Annotated in this window: 14 protein-coding genes and 1 pseudogene; 13 read left to right on the top strand and 2 right to left on the bottom strand. The window is 47.2% G+C overall.

Annotated features, from left to right (window positions below; all coding sequences use genetic code 11):
- Positions 1-4: 4 nt before the first annotated feature.
- Positions 5-1,186 carry an acetyl-CoA C-acyltransferase gene (locus tag RJ32_RS06450; protein ID WP_034820373.1) on the bottom strand — a complete coding sequence of 394 codons (1,182 nt, stop codon included), beginning with the start codon at positions 1,184-1,186 and terminating at the stop codon, positions 5-7.
- A gap of 78 nt (positions 1,187-1,264) precedes the next feature.
- On the opposite strand from RJ32_RS06450, the gene RJ32_RS06445 reads away from it, so the two are divergent.
- The 11 genes and pseudogenes from RJ32_RS06445 to rcsF all read left to right on the top strand — a co-directional run bounded on the left by RJ32_RS06445 (position 1,265) and on the right by rcsF (position 15,250).
- The gene (locus RJ32_RS06445) at positions 1,265-1,684 is read left to right on the top strand and encodes a MerR family DNA-binding transcriptional regulator (protein WP_034820370.1); all 420 of its coding nucleotides are present in this window, start codon (positions 1,265-1,267) and stop codon (positions 1,682-1,684) included.
- On the top strand, positions 1,681-2,850 hold the full coding sequence (locus RJ32_RS06440) for an isovaleryl-CoA dehydrogenase (protein ID WP_034820368.1): 1,170 nt from the start codon (positions 1,681-1,683) through the stop codon (positions 2,848-2,850). Before RJ32_RS06445 ends, RJ32_RS06440 begins: the two co-directional genes overlap by 4 nt.
- A 15-nt stretch (positions 2,851-2,865) precedes the next feature.
- Positions 2,866-4,473, top strand: a complete 1,608-nt coding sequence (locus RJ32_RS06435) for a carboxyl transferase domain-containing protein (RefSeq protein WP_034820366.1) — start codon at positions 2,866-2,868, stop codon at positions 4,471-4,473.
- Between the two features lie 16 nt (positions 4,474-4,489).
- Entirely contained in the window at positions 4,490-5,275 is a 786-nt protein-coding gene (locus tag RJ32_RS06430; RefSeq protein ID WP_034820364.1) for an enoyl-CoA hydratase-related protein, read from the top strand.
- A gap of 14 nt (positions 5,276-5,289) precedes the next feature.
- A pseudogene (locus RJ32_RS06425) lies at positions 5,290-7,258 on the top strand (acetyl-CoA carboxylase biotin carboxylase subunit).
- Positions 7,259-7,277: 19 nt separating this feature from the next.
- Positions 7,278-8,177: a hydroxymethylglutaryl-CoA lyase gene (locus RJ32_RS06420; protein ID WP_034820362.1), complete on the top strand. Its 900-nt coding sequence runs from the start codon at positions 7,278-7,280 to the stop codon at positions 8,175-8,177.
- Between the two features lie 22 nt (positions 8,178-8,199).
- Positions 8,200-10,143: an acetoacetate--CoA ligase gene (locus tag RJ32_RS06415; RefSeq protein ID WP_034820359.1), complete on the top strand. Its 1,944-nt coding sequence runs from the start codon at positions 8,200-8,202 to the stop codon at positions 10,141-10,143.
- Positions 10,144-10,146: 3 nt separating this feature from the next.
- A complete protein-coding gene (locus RJ32_RS06410; protein WP_034820356.1) occupies positions 10,147-12,363 on the top strand; it encodes a bifunctional diguanylate cyclase/phosphodiesterase in 2,217 nt (738 codons plus the stop codon).
- A gap of 17 nt (positions 12,364-12,380) precedes the next feature.
- Positions 12,381-14,030, top strand: coding sequence for an electron transfer flavoprotein-ubiquinone oxidoreductase (locus tag RJ32_RS06405; protein WP_034820353.1), 1,650 nt, complete (start codon positions 12,381-12,383; stop codon positions 14,028-14,030).
- A 325-nt stretch (positions 14,031-14,355) separates the two neighbouring features.
- Positions 14,356-14,772 (top strand): H-NS family nucleoid-associated regulatory protein, encoded by a 417-nt coding sequence (locus RJ32_RS06400; RefSeq protein ID WP_034820350.1) that lies wholly within the window; start codon positions 14,356-14,358, stop codon positions 14,770-14,772.
- A 181-nt stretch (positions 14,773-14,953) separates the two neighbouring features.
- The gene (gene rcsF, locus RJ32_RS06395; RefSeq protein WP_034820348.1) at positions 14,954-15,250 is read left to right on the top strand and encodes an Rcs stress response system protein RcsF; all 297 of its coding nucleotides are present in this window, start codon (positions 14,954-14,956) and stop codon (positions 15,248-15,250) included.
- Here rcsF and RJ32_RS06390 read toward each other — a convergent pair.
- Positions 15,247-15,888 carry a hypothetical protein gene (locus tag RJ32_RS06390; RefSeq protein ID WP_034820345.1) on the bottom strand — a complete coding sequence of 214 codons (642 nt, stop codon included), beginning with the start codon at positions 15,886-15,888 and terminating at the stop codon, positions 15,247-15,249. The genes rcsF and RJ32_RS06390 overlap by 4 nt on opposite strands.
- Before the next feature lie 211 nt (positions 15,889-16,099).
- Here RJ32_RS06390 and tsaA point away from each other — a divergent pair, with 211 nt between their 5' ends.
- Complete coding sequence (tsaA, locus tag RJ32_RS06385) at positions 16,100-16,807, top strand: tRNA (N6-threonylcarbamoyladenosine(37)-N6)-methyltransferase TrmO (RefSeq protein WP_034820341.1); 708 nt, start codon at positions 16,100-16,102, stop codon at positions 16,805-16,807.
- Positions 16,808-16,885: 78 nt separating this feature from the next.
- Positions 16,886-18,589 (top strand): proline--tRNA ligase, encoded by a 1,704-nt coding sequence (locus RJ32_RS06380; protein WP_034820338.1) that lies wholly within the window; start codon positions 16,886-16,888, stop codon positions 18,587-18,589.

The raw sequence follows: 18,589 nt of genomic DNA, 5'->3' as shown, positions 1-18,589 counted from the left end.
CGCTTTAGATCATTTCTACGGCCAGAGCAACGGCTTCTCCACCACCAATACACAGTGAGGTGATGCCCCGTTTCTGGCCTTTTTGTTTCAGTGCATGCAGCAAAGTAACCAATAACCGCGCCCCACTTGCGCCAATGGGATGCCCTAAAGCACAGGCTCCGCCATGCACATTCACTTTCTCCGGATCCAGTTTCATTTGCTGAATAGCCAGCATGGTAACCATGGCAAAGGCTTCATTAATTTCCCATAAATCGACGTCGTCTTTAGTCCAGTCCAGCTTACTCAGCAAAGAGTTCATTGCACCAATTGGGGCAACGGTAAATTCAGACGGCGCCTGAGAATGCGTAGTGTGACCCATAACTCGCGCCAGCGGCTGCAGGCCTTTGGCCTTTGCATCGCTTTCACGCATTAAAATGAGTGCTGCTGCGCCATCAGAAATGGAACTGGAATTAGCCGCGGTAATGGTGCCGTCTTTTTTAAATGCCGCACGCAACTGAGGAATTTTGTCCAGACGCGCTTTACCCGGTTGCTCGTCAGTATCGACAGTGACGTCGCCTTTACGAGTAGAGTATGTAACTGGGGTGATTTCGTCTTTAAAAAAGCCATCTTTAATAGCAGCCTGAGCTTTGGTAAGTGAATGAATGGCAAACTCATCCATTGCTTCACGGCCCAGACCGTATTCGTCAGCAGTGTCCTGTGCGTAACACCCCATAGCTTTATGCTCGTAGGCGTCTTCCAGACCGTCCAGCATCATATGATCCAGCACTTGTCCGTGCCCCATACGATAACCGCTGCGGCCTTTTGGCAGCATGTAAGGTGCATTCGACATGCTTTCCATGCCACCGGCCAGCACCACGTCTGCAGAGCCCGCTTTAATTAAATCGTGCGCCATCATTGCAGCTTTCAAGCCAGAGCCGCATACTTTGTTAATGGTTGTGGCGCCTGTTGAGCGAGGTAAATCGGCATGCAGCATTGCCTGACGCGCCGGCGCCTGACCTAAGCCGGCAGGTAACACATTGCCCATGATAACTTCTGAAATATCATCGGCTGTTAAACCGCTGTTACTCAGCGCTGCTTTTATAGCTGTTGCGCCCAAATTGGGAGCAGTAACTTCACTTAAGCTGCCCTGAAAACCGCCCATTGGCGTACGGTTGGCCGCTACTATAACGATTGAATCGCTCGACATTTTTCCTCCAAATGCACTTTACGTTAACGTAAACTTCCTCTAAGCTTAGATCTTAGGACAACCAAAAAGCAAGTACCGATGAACAATAAAGTGACCTACAGTATTGGCGAACTGGCAAAAGAATTTGACATTACCACCCGTAGCATTCGTTTTTATGAGGACGAAGGCTTGCTTTCCCCCAGGCGCCAGGGGCAGCAGCGCATATATACCAACAAAGACCGGGTTCGTTTAAAGCTGATTCTACGCGGCAAACGACTCGGTTTTTCACTGGCCGAAACCCGTCGTTTGTTCGAACTTTACGACGCGGATAATAGCAGTGCAGCCCAGCTCGAAAAGGTACTTGAGCTTGTCAGTGAGAAAAAACACTCACTCAAACAACAAATGGAAGATATTAATGTGTTACTGACCGAACTTAGTGGTCTGGAGCAACGTTGCCAAGACGAGCTCGAGAGTATTCAGTCGTCAGTTTCAGAAGTTCATTCTCAGGAGTCGTTATGATCAGTCAATATACCACCTTTAACTTCGGTCTCGGCGAAACAGCCGATATGATCCGTGAACAGGTTAATGCCTTCGCGCGTGACGAAATAGCCCCACGTGCCGCCGAAATTGATGAAAAAAATGAATTTCCCAGCGATTTATGGCAAAAACTTGGCGACATGGGTCTGCTTGGCTTAACCGTTGCCGAAGAATATGGTGGTTCCGGCATGGGCTACCTGGAACATGTTATTGCTATGGAAGAAATTAGCCGCGCGTCTGCCTCGGTTGGCTTAAGCTATGGTGCCCATTCAAACCTCTGTGTTAATCAAATTCACCGCAACGGTAACGAAGAACAAAAGAAAAAATACTTACCGAAACTGTGTACTGGTGAGCACGTTGGCGCTTTAGCTATGAGTGAACCTAATGCGGGTTCTGATGTAGTCAGCATGAAATTGCGTGCAGAGAAGAAAGGCGACAAGTACATTCTAAACGGCAATAAAATGTGGATCACTAACGGTCCGGAAGCTAATGTCTTCGTAATCTATGCGAAAACCGAACCCGAGAAGAACTCACGGGGCATTACGGCTTTTATCGTTGAAAAAGACACACCAGGATTCAGCCAGGCGCAAAAACTCGACAAGCTGGGTATGCGTGGTTCAAATACCTGTGAACTGGTGTTCGAAGACGTAGAAGTCCCCGAAGAAAACATTCTGGGAGAGCTAAACGAAGGCGTTAAAGTGTTGATGAGTGGCCTTGATTACGAGCGCGCTGTTCTTGCCGCTGGTCCTTTGGGCATTATGCAGGCCTGCCTTGATAACTGCGTACCTTATATTCATGATCGCAAACAGTTCGGTAAAGAGATCGGAGAATTCCAGCTGATTCAGGGCAAAGTAGCTGATATGTACACTCGCACTAATGCGGCGCGTGCCTATGTTTACGCCGTGGCTCAATCTTGCGACCGTGGCGAAACTACTCGTAAAGATGCCGCCGGAGCGATTCTCTACGCCGCAGAATTGGCCACTCAGCTAGCACTGGACGCTATTCAATTATTGGGCGGTAACGGCTACATTAACGAATACCCCACAGGACGCCTGCTACGTGACGCCAAGCTATACGAAATTGGCGCTGGCACGTCAGAAATTCGCCGTATGCTCATTGGTCGCGAACTGTTCACTGAATCCAAATAATAAGGAGGCAACGCCGTGGCGATTTTATCCAGTAAAATCAACACCCGCGATGCACAATTTGCGGCTAACAGCGAGTCTATGCAGAGCGTAGTTAACGACCTGCAGGAAAAAGCGGCAAAAATTCATCAAGGTGGCGGCCCTAAGTATCAGGAGCGCCATTTGTCCCGGGGTAAATTATTGCCCCGCGACCGTATTAATAAACTACTGGACGCGGGTTCACCGTTTCTGGAAATAGGTCAGTTTGCGGCCTGGGAATGTTACGAAGACTACGTTCCTTCTGCTGGTGTGGTTGCCGGTATTGGTCAGGTTGAAGGCACCGAGTGCATGATCATCGCTAACGACGCCACCGTTAAAGGCGGTACCTATTATCCGCTGACCGTTAAAAAGCATCTGCGTGCTCAGGAAATTGCCGAGCGTTGTCACCTGCCCTGTATTTACCTGGTGGACTCCGGCGGCGCTAACCTGCCCCGTCAGGATGAAGTATTCCCGGACAAAGAGCACTTTGGTCGCATCTTTTTCAATCAGGCGAATATGTCTGCCAAAGGCATTCCGCAAATTGCTGTAGTTATGGGATTGTGTACTGCCGGTGGCGCTTACGTACCGGCAATGGCCGACGAAAGCGTTATTGTCAAAGAGCAAGGCACTATTTTCCTTGCGGGTCCGCCGTTAGTTAAAGCAGCAACTGGCGAAGAAGTTTCAGCCGAAGAGCTTGGCGGCGCCGACGTGCACACACGCATTTCCGGTGTTGCGGATCACTTTGCTCACAACGACGAACACGCTTTAGCCTTGGCACGCCGCTCGGTAGCCCGCCTTAACCGCGGTGAACCTACTAAGCTTGACCGCCAACCAGCCAAACCTCCGCGTTACGACGCAAAAGAGCTGTACGGCATTGTCGGCACCGACCTACGTAAACCTTATGACGTTCACGAAGTCATTGCGCGCATTGTCGATGATTCGGACTTTGACGAATTTAAAGCCAACTACGGCAATACGCTGGTAACAGGCTTTGCCCGCATTGATGGCTATCCGGTAGGCATTGTGGCTAATAATGGTATTTTGTTCTCTGAGTCGGCACAAAAAGGCGCCCACTTTATTGAGCTTTGTGCCCAACGCAAAATTCCACTGGTGTTCTTACAAAATATTACCGGTTTTATGGTCGGCAAAAAATACGAAGCCGAAGGCATTGCTAAGCATGGTGCGAAAATGGTGATGGCGGTTTCCTGTGCCAAAGTGCCTAAGTTTACCGTGTTAATCGGTGGCAGCTACGGCGCCGGTAACTACGGCATGTGTGGCCGTGCTTACGACCCTACCATGATGTTTATGTGGCCAAATGCCCGTATCTCAGTTATGGGCGGTGAACAAGCCGCGGGTGTTATGGCGCAGGTAACCAAAGACAACCTGGCGCGCAAAGGCGAAAGCTTAAGCGAAGAAAAAGAACAAGAATTGAAAAAGCCCATTGTTGAGCAATACGATAAGCAAGGCCACCCTTATTATGCGTCAGCGCGCTTGTGGGACGACGGTATTATTGACCCTGCACAAACGCGCGAAGTTCTGGCGTTAAGCCTTGCCGCTTCATTGAATGCACCGATTGAAGACAGCCGCTTCGGCGTCTTCCGCATGTAATCGGAGGTTATTGATAATGGCAAAATACACAAAGCTTGATATTAACGACCGGGGCGTTGCGACATTAACATTAAACCGGCCTGACGTTCACAACGCGTTTGACGACGTGATGATTGCGGAACTGCTGCAGGCGTTAAAAGAGGTTGAAGAAATTGGCAGCGCGAGAGTGCTGGTGCTTCGCTCAGAGGGTAAAAACTTTTCTGCTGGTGCGGATTTGAATTGGATGCGCTCCATGGCCGATAAAAACTATCAGCAAAACGTGGATGACGCCGGTGAGCTTGGGCTCTTAATGGAACGTCTGGATTTGCTCAGTAAACCCAGTATCGCGTTAGTGCAGGGAGCCGCTTTCGGCGGTGCCGTAGGCCTTGCCGCATGCTGCGACATAGTTCTGGCGCAACCGCGCAGCAGCTTCTGTCTGAGTGAAGTCAAAATTGGTCTTATTCCGGCAGTTATCAGCCCTTATGTTGTGCGTACTATTGGTGAGCGTCAATCACGCCGCTATATGCTGACCGCCGAGCGTTTCTTTGCCGACAAAGCGCAGGAGCTAGGTTTAGTCAACGAAGTTGTAGAAGACTTTGAAGAGCCGTTAAACAAACTATTAGATGCGCTTCTAGCCAATAGTCCACAAGCGGTAGACGCCTGTAAGCAACTAATTCGCAATGTCGGTTCACGTCCTATCGATAAAGACGTACGTGAACATACCATTAAAGCCATTGCCGAAATTCGCGTGTCGGAACAAGGTCAGGAAGGACTCAGTGCGTTTCTTGAAAAACGCCCCGCCGCCTGGCTTAAACAGAGTTAACAACAGGTCTCATTATGATCAAAACATTATTGATTGCGAACCGTGGTGAAATTGCCTGTCGTATTATTGCCACAGCAAAGAAAATGGGAATTCGCACCGTAGCGGTATTCTCCGATGCCGACCGCAACTCACGCCACGTTAAATTGGCGGATCAGGCTGTACACATTGGTCCTGCAGCAAGCACTGACAGTTATCTGCGTGCCGATAAAATTATCGCCGCCGCGAAACAAACCGGTGCTGAAGCCATTCACCCGGGCTATGGTTTTCTCTCAGAGAACGAAGACTTCGCTGACCAATGTCAGCTGAACAACATCATTTTTGTGGGACCGCCGGTGTCGTCTATTGCCTCTATGGGCTCTAAGAGCGCGGCTAAATCCATTATGCAGGACGCCGGTGTACCTCTGGTTCCGGGTTACCACGGCAGCGAACAGGATATTGAAACGCTAAAAGCCGAAGCTGAAAAAGTTGGCTTCCCACTACTACTAAAAGCGGCGTACGGCGGCGGTGGTAAAGGCATGCGTGTGGTAGAAAACATGGGCGAATTCGATGACGCCCTGAATTCCGCCAAACGCGAAGCTAAGTCCTCTTTCGGCAACGATAAAATGCTGATGGAGCGTTTTATTCGTAACCCTCGCCACGTAGAAATTCAGGTGTTTACCGATGAGCACGGTCGCTGTTTATTTGGCTGAGCGCGATTGTTCAGTGCAGCGCCGTCACCAAAAGGTGCTTGAAGAAGCGCCCGCTCCGGCGCTTACCGAAAAAACGCGTACCGAAATGGGCGAAGCCGCCATTCGTGCAGCTCAGGCAATAGACTACGTTGGTGCTGGTACGGTTGAATTTTTGTTTGACCAAAGTGGCGAATTCTACTTCATGGAAATGAACACTCGCTTACAGGTTGAGCATCCGGTTACGGAGATGATCACCGGCCAGGATTTAGTCGAATGGCAGTTGCTGGTCGCTTCGGGTCAGCCATTACCTCTGGCGCAAAATGACATTCAGGTAAACGGTCACGCGTTTGAGGCACGGATTTACGCCGAAGACCCGGACAACGATTTCTTACCTTGCACCGGTACCATTAAGCATTTACGTACGCCTGCAGAAGAAAACGGCATCCGCATTGACACCGGTATTGAAGAAGGCGATGAGATATCTGCTTTCTATGACCCAATGATAGCTAAGCTGATTGTCTGGGACACCGATCGTACCCGTGCCCTGCTGCGTCTGCAAAAGGCTTTGCGTGAATATCGTTTAACTGGGTTAACAACTAACGTAGACTTTTTGCATCGTTTGGCCTCACATCCGGAGTTTGTGAAAACAAACCTGACAACCGAATTTATCCAGCAACATCAGGAAGAGCTGCTGCCCGATAGCTCGGTAAATTATCAGCAAATTGCAACGGAAGCGGCTTTGTTTGATATTTGTCAGCGCCAACAACAACGTGGCAGTTCACCATGGCAAAGTGGTAACGCGTTTAGAATGAACTCAGCGGCGACACATACGGTTTCACTGCAGTTTGGCGAGGAAACCTATCCTATTTCACTAATAGAAACCGCTAACGGAGAGTTCCTGCAGCAAGTTGATGAAGAAAGCGTACAATGGCAAGCGTCTTTAACCGACGACAAACTCACGCTGACTGCCGGTAGTATGCGCTATCATCGCTACGTCAGTGCCGACGACCAGCAAATTACGGTATTCACCGATAACGGCCCTATAACTTTCCATCGACACCGTGTGACTGATACGCTGTCGGACGAAGCGGCGCACGGTGGTCACGTTGCACCAATGAACGGTACCATTATGGAAGTGCTGGTTGAAAAAGGCGATACAGTCAAAAAAGATCAACCACTGGTCATTATGGAAGCCATGAAAATGGAATACACCATTAAAGCTGGCCATGATGGTGAAGTCACCGACGTCTTTTTCGCCGCAGGAGATTTGGTCAGTGACGGCGATGAACTGCTTGCAGTGAGCGAAGCCGAATAATAAATAATCAGGAGTGACTATGGCTATTGCAGAACAGATAAAAATCGTCGAAGTTGGTCCTCGTGACGGCTTGCAAAATGAAACTACTGTTTCTGTTGATGCAAAAGTTGCCTTAATTGAAGCGCTGGCAGAAGCCGGCGTTTCTTATATTGAAAGTGCCAGCTTTGTCAGCCCCAAATGGGTGCCTCAAATGGCCGACAGCACAGCTGTTATGGAGCAGATTAAACGTCGCCCGGGAGTCACTTACGCCGGTTTAACGCCAAATTTGAAGGGCTTTGAAGCGGCAGTAGCAGCCAACATGGACGAGGTAGCGGTATTCGGTGCAGCGTCGGAAGCTTTTGCCCAAAAGAACATTAACTGCAGTATCGACGAGTCGCTGGAGCGTTTTAAGCCAGTTATTGCCGCAGCTAAAGAAAAAGGCATTCCTGTCAGAGGCTACGTTTCCTGCGTTTTGGGTTGCCCTTATCAGGGTGAGGTTCCGATAGGAAATGTGGTTAAAGTTGCAGAAGCCTTGTATCAAATGGGCTGTTATGAAGTATCGCTGGGCGACACCATAGGCGTCGGTACGCCGTTAAAAGCTCAGGAAATGCTTGCCGCCGTTGCAGAGAAAGTCCCCATGGACAAGCTGGCGCTGCATTTTCACAATACCTACGGACAAGCTTTGGCCAATATCATAGCCTGCCTTCCACTGGGTGTTGCTACCATTGATTCAGCCGTAGCTGGCCTGGGTGGCTGCCCGTACGCTAAAGGCGCCAGTGGCAATGTTGCCACCGAAGATGTGGTTTACATGTTAAATGGTATGGGCATTAAAACCGGTATTGACCTGAACAAGTTGATCGCGGCCGGAGCCGGTATTTGTCAGCATTTAGCGCATGGCCCCCGCTCTCAGGTCGCAGTAGCAGAATTGGCAAAAGCTTAATTAGCAAAATAAGAGGATTAAAATGACTTCAGAAGCTTTATGGCAACCGTCAGCAGATACCATTGCTAATGCCCGCATGACAGACTTTCTACAACAAGTGAATAAAGATAAAAACGTAGCGCTGGCCAATTATCACGACCTTTATCAATGGTCCGTCGATAACGATGAAAGTTTCTGGTCTATGGTATGGGATTACTTTGATGTTATTGGTGAAAAAGGCTCTACCATTGTTACCGATAAAGAAAAAATGCCAGGTGCTCAATGGTTTCCTGAAGCCAGCCTGAATTTTGCCGAAAACCTGTTGCGTCATAAAGACGACCATATTGCTTTAATTTTTCGCGGTGAGAATGGCACACGCCAGCAGTTAACTTATGCTGAACTCAACCACGAAGTTGCCGCTTTTTCCGAAGGCTTACGCCAACGCGGAGTTGAAGCCGGTGACCGTGTTGCCGCCATGATGCCTAACTGCATAGAAACCATAATTGGTATGCTGGCAACCACCAGTATTGGCGCTATCTGGTCGTCTTGCTCGCCGGACTTTGGCGTTCAGGGCGTACTTGATCGTTTCGGTCAAATAGAACCTAAAATTCTGATCACTGTTGATGGTTATTTTTATAACGGCAAAAACCTCAACATAAAGAGCAAAACCGCCGATATCATCAAACAAATTCCAAGCATTGAAGCCACGGTATTAGTTAATTTCAGTCAGCAAAAAGACCGCATAAAAGGCGACAAAGTGTTTTCATGGAGTGATTTTGGCGACGCTGAAAAGACCCACATAGATTTCGCTCCACGCAACTTTAATGACCCGCTCTATATCATGTTTTCATCAGGTACTACGGGCGTACCTAAGTGTATTGTTCATGGTACAGGTGGTACCTTATTGCAGCACTTAAAAGAACACGGTCTGCATACCGATTTAGATCGTGACGATAATCTGTTTTACTTCACCACCTGCGGCTGGATGATGTGGAACTGGCTGGTCAGTGGTCTGGCTGTGGGCGCAACCTTAACCTTATTTGACGGTTCGCCTTTTGCACCTAAACCTGAGTTTTTATGGGACGTGGCTGACGAAGAAGGTATTACCGTATTTGGTACCAGCGCCAAATATTTAGCCGCACTTGAAAAAGAAGGCGTTAAACCGGGAGAAAGCCATAAACTGGAAAAGCTGCGCAGTATCTTAACCACGGGCTCGGTGCTACCTCCAGAAAGCTTTGACTACGTTTACCGCGACATTAAAAAAGACTTGTGTCTTTCATCGATATCAGGCGGTACTGACATTGTCTCCTGCTTTGCCCTTGGCTGCCCTATTCTGCCGGTTTACCGGGGAGAATTACAATGTCGGGGTCTTGGTTTAGCCGTTAACGTTTATGACGAGAACGGAAAGCCGGTTAAAGGCGAAAAAGGCGAGCTGGTTTGCGAAAACTCATTTCCCTGCATGCCCGTAAGCTTCTGGAACGACGAGAATGGCGAACGTTACTTCAGTGCGTATTTCGACCGCTTTAAAAATACCTGGGCACATGGTGACTTTGCCGAGCTCACCGAACACGATGGCGTTATTATTTACGGTCGTTCCGATGCCGTTCTCAACCCGGGTGGCGTACGTATTGGCACTGCCGAAATTTACCGTCAGGTAGAAAAGGTTGATGAAGTATTGGAAAGTATTGCTGTCGGTCAGCAATACGATGATGACGAGCGCGTCGTTCTTTTTGTAAAACTCAGAGACGGTATAAAGCTTAACGACGAACTTCGTCAAACCATTGCGAAAACCATTCGTGCTAACGCAACTCCACGGCACGTACCTGCTGTAATTTTGCAGGTTGACGACATACCCCGTACTATAAGCGGTAAGATAGTCGAATTAGCGGTACGTAATGTGGTTCACGGCGACCCCGTGAAGAACACGGATGCTCTGGCAAACCCAGAAGCACTGGATTACTTCCGTGATAGAGAGGAGTTGCGTTAATCCATGATGTTCCTGCACGGCTCACGGCAGGCTGTTATAGCAGCCCTTGTTGGTTTGGTTATTACTGTTACCGCTTTTAGCTATTTGCGTTATCAGGAAAATCAAGTTGTCCACGATGCCCTGGAAGCGGAAACTTACAACTTACAACGCGACATTAGGCAAAGCCTGGTTTCCCATTTATTTGTCGCTGAATTGCTAGCGCGCGAGTGGGAACGTAGTGACCTTTCGATAGAGGAACGCTGGAAGGAAAACGCCGATATCGTTACTTTGTACTATCAAAATGTACAAGGCATTACCTGGCTCAATGACCAGTTGGATATTGCGCTTATCTATCCTCAGAATGAACAACCCGAGCTACTGGGAACGTCTTTTGCTAAAACGCCATTGCTGGAAAAACTAAAGGCTTCTGAAGGAAACCGTCACGCAATGATGGGAGCCGCCGGAAATTTGGGACGTATTAGCAGCGACATAGCTATTTTCGTCCGTGTGGAGCAAGAACAAACCCACGGTTTTTTGGGGTTTGTAATAAGCCTGCAAAGCCTGTTTAATAATGTCGTACGCAGTAACATCAGTGAAGGTTTCCAACTCAGCGTACGCAGTGACAACGACATACTGTATCAATTTGCCGGCGATACCTCATTACGCGATGAATGGTCACATTTTCATTCTCTACAATTGGTAGGAAACAGCTGGGAGCTCTCGGTCTGGCCAACCGCTGATCATCTGGAGCAACTCCGTGGTGGAATTTCAGTAGCCGCGTTAATCGCCGGTTTACTCGTCACCGGCATGCTCACTTTTGTCCTTTATATTTTAGGCCAAAGCCGCTTTAAAGCGCAGCAACTGGCCGATTCCAATATTGAACTTTATAGTGAAATTGATGAACGCGAGCGCATTGAAAAGCAGATGGCTTATCTTGCCGAGCATGATTCTCTTACTGGCCTTGTAAACCGAAACGCATTAAAACGCATTCTGGGTGAGTGGCTGGAAACCGAATCACCGCATAAAAAAGCCGCTTTATTGTTTATCGACTTAGATAGGTTCAAAGAAGTCAATGATGCGCTGGGTCATACGGTTGGTGACGAATTGCTACGCCGGGTTGCGCGACGCATTACAAAATTAGCGCCTAAAGGTAGCGTTCTGGCACGAGCCGGCGGCGACGAGTTTTTATTGGCAATAGCAAAACCTGATAGTCGCGAAAGTATTATCAAATTGTCTGAGCAAATGCTCCAGGCTTTGGACACGCACTTTTTCGTGGACGTCTATGAGCTCTTTATTAGTGCCTCTATTGGTGTCACTTTCGCGGATGATGCCGATTTTAACGCTGAATACTTTATTCGTAACGCAGACACCGCGCTATATCAGGCAAAAGAACATGGCCGCAATACCTATAAAGTTTACGATAAAGCCATTCACCACGACTTGAGCAAAAAACTGGAATTGGTAAAACGGCTGCGCCACGCCGTTTCTAAGCAGCAACTAACGGTTTATTACCAACCTAAAGTTGAACTCGGTAGCCGCCGTATCAGTGGTTTAGAGGCTCTGGTTCGCTGGGTTGATGACGATGGCAGTATCATTCCTCCGGATGAGTTTATTCCACTGGCAGAAGATACCGGTCTCATTATTCCGATATCGGAATACGTGATGGAAGAAGCCTTTCTACAATTAAAGCAATGGCACGAACTTGGCTTCGATGAATTGAGCATTGCCATCAACATATCTGGGAAACAGCTACACTTAGCTGATTTAGTCGATGACATTATGGAACGGGTGAACGAAGCCCAAATACCGCCAAACAAAGTAGAGCTAGAGCTAACTGAGCAAGTGTTTATAGAAAACATTCAGTCCCATACCCGCTTTATGCATTCGGTGCGCGAACAGGGAATGTCGCTGGCTATAGATGACTTTGGTGTGGGATATTCTTCGCTTTCATATTTGAAGAATTTTCCGGTTACTTCGTTAAAAATAGATCGCTCTTTTGTCAGAGATCTACCGCACAATGAAGATGACGCAACCATTACGCAGACCATTATTAGTCTGGCACGTAACTTAAATCTTCAGTTGGTTGCCGAAGGTATTGAAACCGAAGAGCAAGTCGAATTTTTATTACAACGTGAATGCAGTACCGGACAAGGCTTTCTTTTCAGTAGACCGGTCCCGGCGCGGCAAATCACTGAACTATTACAGCAGTATAACGGGCTTATCCCTATCCAGATAGCCTGAATATAGTGGAGGTTAATGTGGAACGCGAAAGCATGGAATTTGACGTCGTCATAGTTGGTGCAGGCCCATCAGGGCTGGCAACCGCCTGTCGACTCGGACAACTCGCACAGGAAAATGAGCAAGAGCTCATGATATGCGTGGTTGAAAAAGGCGCAGATATTGGCGCTCATATATTATCCGGCGCGGTGTTCGAACCTCGAGCCCTGAACGAGCTTTTTCCTGACTGGAAAGAGCGCGGCGCTCCACTCAACACCGAAGTAACCGGCGACGATGTTTTATTGCTAAAAAACGAAAATAACCACAGTCGCCTGCCAGACTTTAGTGTCCCTAAAACCTTCCATAATAAAGGCAATTATATTGCCAGCATGGGTAACCTGTGCCGTTGGATGGCGGAACAGGCCGAACAACTGGGCATTGAGATATTCCCCGGATTTGCGGCTTCTGAAATTCTGTATAACGACGATGGCAGCGTTGCTGGCATTCAAACTGGCGACATGGGCGTTGCTAAAGATGGCAGCGAAAAAGACGGCTACATGCCGGGAATGGAACTGCGTGCTAAATACACCTTATTCGCAGAAGGTTGTCGCGGTCATTTAGGCAAAGAGCTGATTAGCAAGTTTGAACTGGATAAAGACAGCACCCCGCAACATTATGGTCTAGGCTTTAAAGAAATTTGGGATGTACCAGAGGACATGCACGAGCCCGGCAAAGTGGTTCATACCGCTGGCTGGCCGCTAACCGACAGTGACGCCACTGGCGGCGGTTACCTTTATCATGCCGAAGACGGACAAGTGTACTTAGGTCTTATTGTGGATCTTAACTACGCTAACCCTTACCTGAATCCATTTCAGGAGTTTCAGCGGTTCAAAACTCACCCGGCTATTAAACAAGTTATAGAAAATGGTAAACGGGTGTCTTACGGCGCACGCGCTATTGCTAAAGGCGGCTATTATTCGTTACCAAAAATGACCTTCCCGGGCGGTTTGCTGGTTGGCTGTAACGCAGGCACCTTAAACTTTGCCAAAATTAAAGGAAACCATACCGCGATGAAGTCGGGTATGGTGGCCGCTGAATGTGTATTTGAACAGCTAAAAAATGGTAAAGCCAACGACGACATTACCAGCTACAAAGAAGCGTTTGAAAAGTCCTGGGTATTTGATGAATTGTATCGCTCACGCAATTTCGGTGGTGCTGTGCACAAATTGGGCACAATACTTGGCGGCGCTTATAATATGGTCGATCAAAATTGGTTTGGTGGTAAATTACCCTTTAAATTTAAAGAGTGGACGCCAGATTATAAAGCGACAGGTAAAGCCGAAAACTATACGGCAATCGACTATCCAAAAGCAGATAATAAACTGACATTTGATCGTCTGTCATCGGTCTTTTTATCCAATACCAATCACGCAGAAGATCAACCCTGCCATTTAAAGCTCAGTGACGCTAATATTCCACTAGAGGTCAATTTACCGAAGTATGCAGAGCCGGCGCAACGTTATTGCCCTGCCGGGGTTTATGAAGTGGTTGAAGAAGACGGTAAACAAGTTTTTCAAATTAATGCGCAAAACTGCATACATTGTAAAACTTGTGATATTAAAGACCCCAGCCAAAATATAACCTGGGTTGTGCCCGAAGGCGGCGGCGGACCGACTTACCCTAATATGTAAACACTTCGTAAAGTTAATAACAAAAAACACCAAAGCATGTTAAATGTTTTGGTGTTTTTTCGTTTTAGGAACTAAAAATTATAAATTTATCGACTTATTAAGTCGTAAATGCACTTTAAACGAGTCATATAAACATGAAGTAAAAAGAGAGCAGTATTGATAGTAATTATAAGTAATTGTTAATAAGTAACGCTAGACGGTGATTTTAATCCCCTTTCTCTATTTCTATGTACTTATTCAATAAAAAGAAGTTTCAACTTAAACTGTGATAACAGCTATAATCAAACAAACCAATATTTAAGCAATCAAATAAGGTAAGCAAAAAATGAGTGAATTCATTAACATTCTTCGTCACGAACGCCGTTTAAAAGCAGCATTAAAAGAACTGGATTTAAACGAGCTGGAAAGTGTTAAATCTAAATTTGATTCGGTAATTTCTCAGCGTCGCGAAGAGGAAGCTGAAAAGCAACGCCAGAACGAAGCAAAGCAGAAAAAAATAAAAGAATTTAAAAGTGCCATGGCTGATGCCGGCATTGAATTGTCAGACATATTAGAGCAAGAGCTCGGTGGCGAACCTATTGCTAAAACCACTCGTAAAAAACGGGCGCCTAAGCCTCCTAAGTACGAATACACCGACGAAAACGGCGAAAAACAAACCTGGACTGGTCAGGGTCGCATGCCAAAAGCCATGAAAACAGCTGTTGATAATGGCAAATCCCTAGAAGCTTTTTTAATTAAATAGCGTAAATAAGGCGTAACCGATACTAATGAAAGTATTGGTTACGCTTTTTGTTGAACAATAGGCTCAGCTTGATTAGGCTATAGAAAATTCAAACTGGCAAGGATCGACATTGCGCTATCGTTTCATAGCATTCGTATTAACGCCATTATTCGGCCTTTCTGCATGTAGCATCTTACCCCAGATGTCAGGAGGCTTTAATCAGATCGACTCAGGTGATGTTGAAGTTTACCGTGGTGACAATAAGCCTTCACGCGCATACGAGTTGATAAGTATTGTAAATGGTGAAAGCTGCCAGCGACAGTTTAAAGGCGCAAAAGCCTCAGCTAACGATGCAGTTCAAGCCCTGCAGGAAGACGCTGCCCGGTTTAAAGCTCATGCCGTTATCGGTACTCAGTGCTTCTCTTTTAAACCTGAAGCCGACTCCATCTGTTACAGTGAAGTCAGCTGCGTAGGCCGTGCTATTCAGTGGCGTGATTAATGGCCTTGTTTCAATGTCACGTCGCCAACGCCAACTTCAACCTGAACTCTGACAGAGCCATTCCCCTGATAACGCGACTCAGATGTCACAATCATTCTGTCTTCCTGAGTATTGCCGAAGTTTTTTAAGCTGGTATCGCCAACTCCTACCGAAGCTTCTACTTGCTTGTAGTCGCCCTTCGCCAAATTCAAAGAGACATCACCAACACCTAAATCAACTTTTAAATCGTTGAACGGTACGTCACCTTCAATCTGTCCAACCCCCAGATCTATCTCCAGCAACCGGCTACGCGGCACGGATACAACCCAGTGTTGTGACATATCGTCATCAGGCGTAGCAGAAATCTCCAGACGATTCCCGTCTCGCTCACCTTTTATAATCACTTTGTCGAGCTCACCATCACTGACAAACCAGCCGTCGTCGTCTGACTCTACACGAAGCTCAATTCCGATCGTATCACCGTCGGTTACATTTAGCTCAACCGTTCCCACCGTTGCGTCTAAATGAATTTCTGTGTCGCTACTGACGATATAGCTGCTGCTTAAGGTACGTTCGCTTTCAGCAGAAAATGCGGCTGTACTCACCGTAACCAAGCCAATAAAACCTAAAGTTAAAGGCCAAATTTTATGTTTCATCATTTTTCTTTTCCTATTGTTATTAAAACGATTCATGCCAAACCCTAAAGCATTAAAAGTTGCTTATAACTGGTTTTTGCAACGCCTATGCCAAAATTAAAAAGTATTAATAATCATATAGTTAAATAAACATCTACTTTGTAGATTAGTGAATTCACAAACTATGTGGTCAAATTGGCTACCACAATTATGGGTATTCACTAACGGAGGCAGAATGAAAAGCCAGCAACAACTAACCCCCATCGCTATCATTCATACGCCTTTTCCTGAAAAATTTAGTGTTCCCCGCCAACCCGGCCTAGCTCCCTCAGCATTGGCTCAGGTTGAGTTAGTTGGAAACTACCAGCATGCACAAGCCATAGAAGGCATAGAGCAGTTCTCTCATCTTTGGCTAACCTTCGAGTTTCATCAGCACAGTTCATGGCAGGAACGCGTTCGCCCACCACGGCTTGGCGGTAATGAACAATTGGGCGTCTTTGCCACCCGCTCCCCCTTCCGGCCGAATCAATTAGGCTTATCTGTAGTTGAGTTAGTTGCAGTAGAAACCGAACCTAAAGTGGTGTTAACGGTACGCGGAGCTGACTTGGTGGATAACACCCCTATTGTTGATATAAAGCCTTATATTCCCTACGTCGACGCCATTAGTGATGCTCGTGCGGGATTTGCTCAGCAGAAACCGGAAGAAAACTTAACGGTGGAATTTTTGGAGGCTGCGGAATCGACTCTTATCAGAGAGTCAGAGCGCACTCCTGAGCTAAAAATACTGATTACTGAGGTACTCAGACAGGACCCCAGACCGGCTTACCACAAGTCACAGGAAAACCAGAGAAATTACGGCACAGCGCTTTTAGACTACAATATTCGCTGGTATGTACAACAAAACACCGTTTTTGTTGAAGAAATCTCACTAAAACAGCTGTAAAAGGCTTTTGGGCTGAGTCAGACACTGCTAAACTTCGCTCTAATTTTTGACCACTATAACTTGCAGAGATGCCGGACTATGCGCAGCAGCAAATATTTATTATCAACGCTTAAAGAGACACCTTCTGATGCTGAGATCGTGAGTCATCAGCTGATGTTGCGGGCAGGTATGATCCGTAAAGTCGCCGCCGGGTTGTATACCTGGACGCCAACCGGTTTGCGTGTACTGCGCAAAGTTGAAAATGTTGTGCGCGAAGAAATGGAAGCCATTAACGCATTGGAAATTTTAATGCCTATGGTACAACCCGCCGATCTTTGGCAGGAATCAGGACGCTGGGACGACTACGGCCCAGAGCTACTGCGTATAAAAGACCGCAACCAACGTGACTTTTTACTGGGACCAACCCACGAAGAAATTATCAGTCAACTGGTACGTAAGGAAGTTAGCAGCTACAAACAACTGCCATTAACCTTATTTCAAATTCAGACTAAATTCCGTGACGAGATCCGCCCTCGTTTTGGCGTTATGCGTGCGCGCGAATTTCTAATGAAAGACGCCTACTCTTTCCATTTGACCGACGAATCTCTGCAGAAAACATACGACGATATGTATCAGGCCTACTGCCGTATTTTCGAGCGTCTTGGTTTAGATTATCGTCCGGTTATAGCTGATACAGGCTCTATTGGCGGAAGTCACTCGCACGAGTTTCATGTGCTGGCAAGCTCCGGCGAGGACGCCATCGCGTTTTCTGACTCTTCAGATTACGCCGCGAACGTGGAAATGGCAGAAGCACTACCTCCTGCCGGTGAACGCCCTGCTCCGAATCAAAAAGTGGAAAAGCATGCAGTACAAGGCGACGAACTCGCTGCTGTATTACAGCCTTTGTCTGTAGAAAGCCAGCAAGCAACCAAGTCTTTTATTGTTAAAGCAGCGGACGACATTGAATCAGAATACGTTCAGCTAGTTCTTCGCGCTGACCATGAACTGAACACAGTAAAAGCTGAGAAACTGGCTCAGGTTGCGGCTCCGCTGGAAATACTGACTGAAACAGAGAAAGCCACCGGCGTAGAAGCACCTTACATTGGCGTTGTAAACGCGAAACTGCCTCTGTTAGTTGACAGCAGTGCGGCTCACCTCGCCGATTTTGCCTGTGGTGCAAATGAGAACGGCCAGTGGCTAACAGGTGTTAACTGGAAACGTGACACGGGTGATTTCAGCGTCGTGGATATTCGTAACGTTGTTGCCGGTGACCCGAGTCCTTGTGGTCAGGGCAAAGTAAAAATTGCTCGCGGCATTGAAGTTGGTCATATTTTCCAGCTGGGCAAAAAATACAGTGACGCTATGAAAGTTGGTGTGTTGTCTGAAAGCGGTAAACACGAAACTTTAACCATGGGCTGCTATGGAATAGGTGTTTCGCGCATAGTCGCTGCCGCCATAGAGCAAAATAACGACGAGCGCGGTATTTGCTGGCCGGAAGCTTTAGCGCCTTTCCAGGTTGTTATTGTGCCAATGAATATGCACAAGTCTGCACGGGTACAGGAAGCCGCTGAAAAGCTTTATACCGATTTAAAGGCTCAAGGTATTGATGTGCTGTTTGATGACCGTAAGGAACGCCCCGGGGTCATGTTTACCGACATGGAGCTCATAGGTATTCCTCATCAGGTTGTGGTTGGTGAACGTAACCTTGACGAAAACCAGGTTGAGTACCAAAGCCGCAAAGGCGGAGAGAAGCAGAAAATCAATTTAGATGACTGCATTAGCTTCATACAGCAACAACTCTAA

The sequence above is a fragment of the Idiomarina sp. 28-8 genome, from assembly GCF_000320945.2.
GTDB classification, from domain to species: Bacteria; Pseudomonadota; Gammaproteobacteria; order Enterobacterales; family Alteromonadaceae; genus Idiomarina; species Idiomarina loihiensis.
The sequence above is the reverse complement of the archived record's forward strand: the minus strand, read 5'-3'. Positions and strand labels throughout refer to the sequence as shown.

Bases quoted from the DNA above. Each gene is read 5' to 3' on its own strand.
- RJ32_RS06450 (WP_034820373.1), bottom strand. From the start codon at position 1,186: ATGTCGAGCGATTCAATCGTTATAGTAGCGGCCAACCGTACGCCAATG.
- RJ32_RS06445 (WP_034820370.1), top strand. From the start codon at position 1,265: ATGAACAATAAAGTGACCTACAGTATTGGCGAACTGGCAAAAGAATTT.
- RJ32_RS06440 (WP_034820368.1), top strand. From the start codon at position 1,681: ATGATCAGTCAATATACCACCTTTAACTTCGGTCTCGGCGAAACAGCC.
- RJ32_RS06430 (WP_034820364.1), top strand. From the start codon at position 4,490: ATGGCAAAATACACAAAGCTTGATATTAACGACCGGGGCGTTGCGACA.
- RJ32_RS06420 (WP_034820362.1), top strand. From the start codon at position 7,278: ATGGCTATTGCAGAACAGATAAAAATCGTCGAAGTTGGTCCTCGTGAC.
- RJ32_RS06415 (WP_034820359.1), top strand. From the start codon at position 8,200: ATGACTTCAGAAGCTTTATGGCAACCGTCAGCAGATACCATTGCTAAT.
- RJ32_RS06410 (WP_034820356.1), top strand. From the start codon at position 10,147: ATGATGTTCCTGCACGGCTCACGGCAGGCTGTTATAGCAGCCCTTGTT.
- RJ32_RS06400 (WP_034820350.1), top strand. From the start codon at position 14,356: ATGAGTGAATTCATTAACATTCTTCGTCACGAACGCCGTTTAAAAGCA.
- rcsF (WP_034820348.1), top strand. From the start codon at position 14,954: ATGTCAGGAGGCTTTAATCAGATCGACTCAGGTGATGTTGAAGTTTAC.
- RJ32_RS06390 (WP_034820345.1), bottom strand. From the start codon at position 15,888: ATGATGAAACATAAAATTTGGCCTTTAACTTTAGGTTTTATTGGCTTG.
- tsaA (WP_034820341.1), top strand. From the start codon at position 16,100: ATGAAAAGCCAGCAACAACTAACCCCCATCGCTATCATTCATACGCCT.
- RJ32_RS06380 (WP_034820338.1), top strand. From the start codon at position 16,886: ATGCGCAGCAGCAAATATTTATTATCAACGCTTAAAGAGACACCTTCT.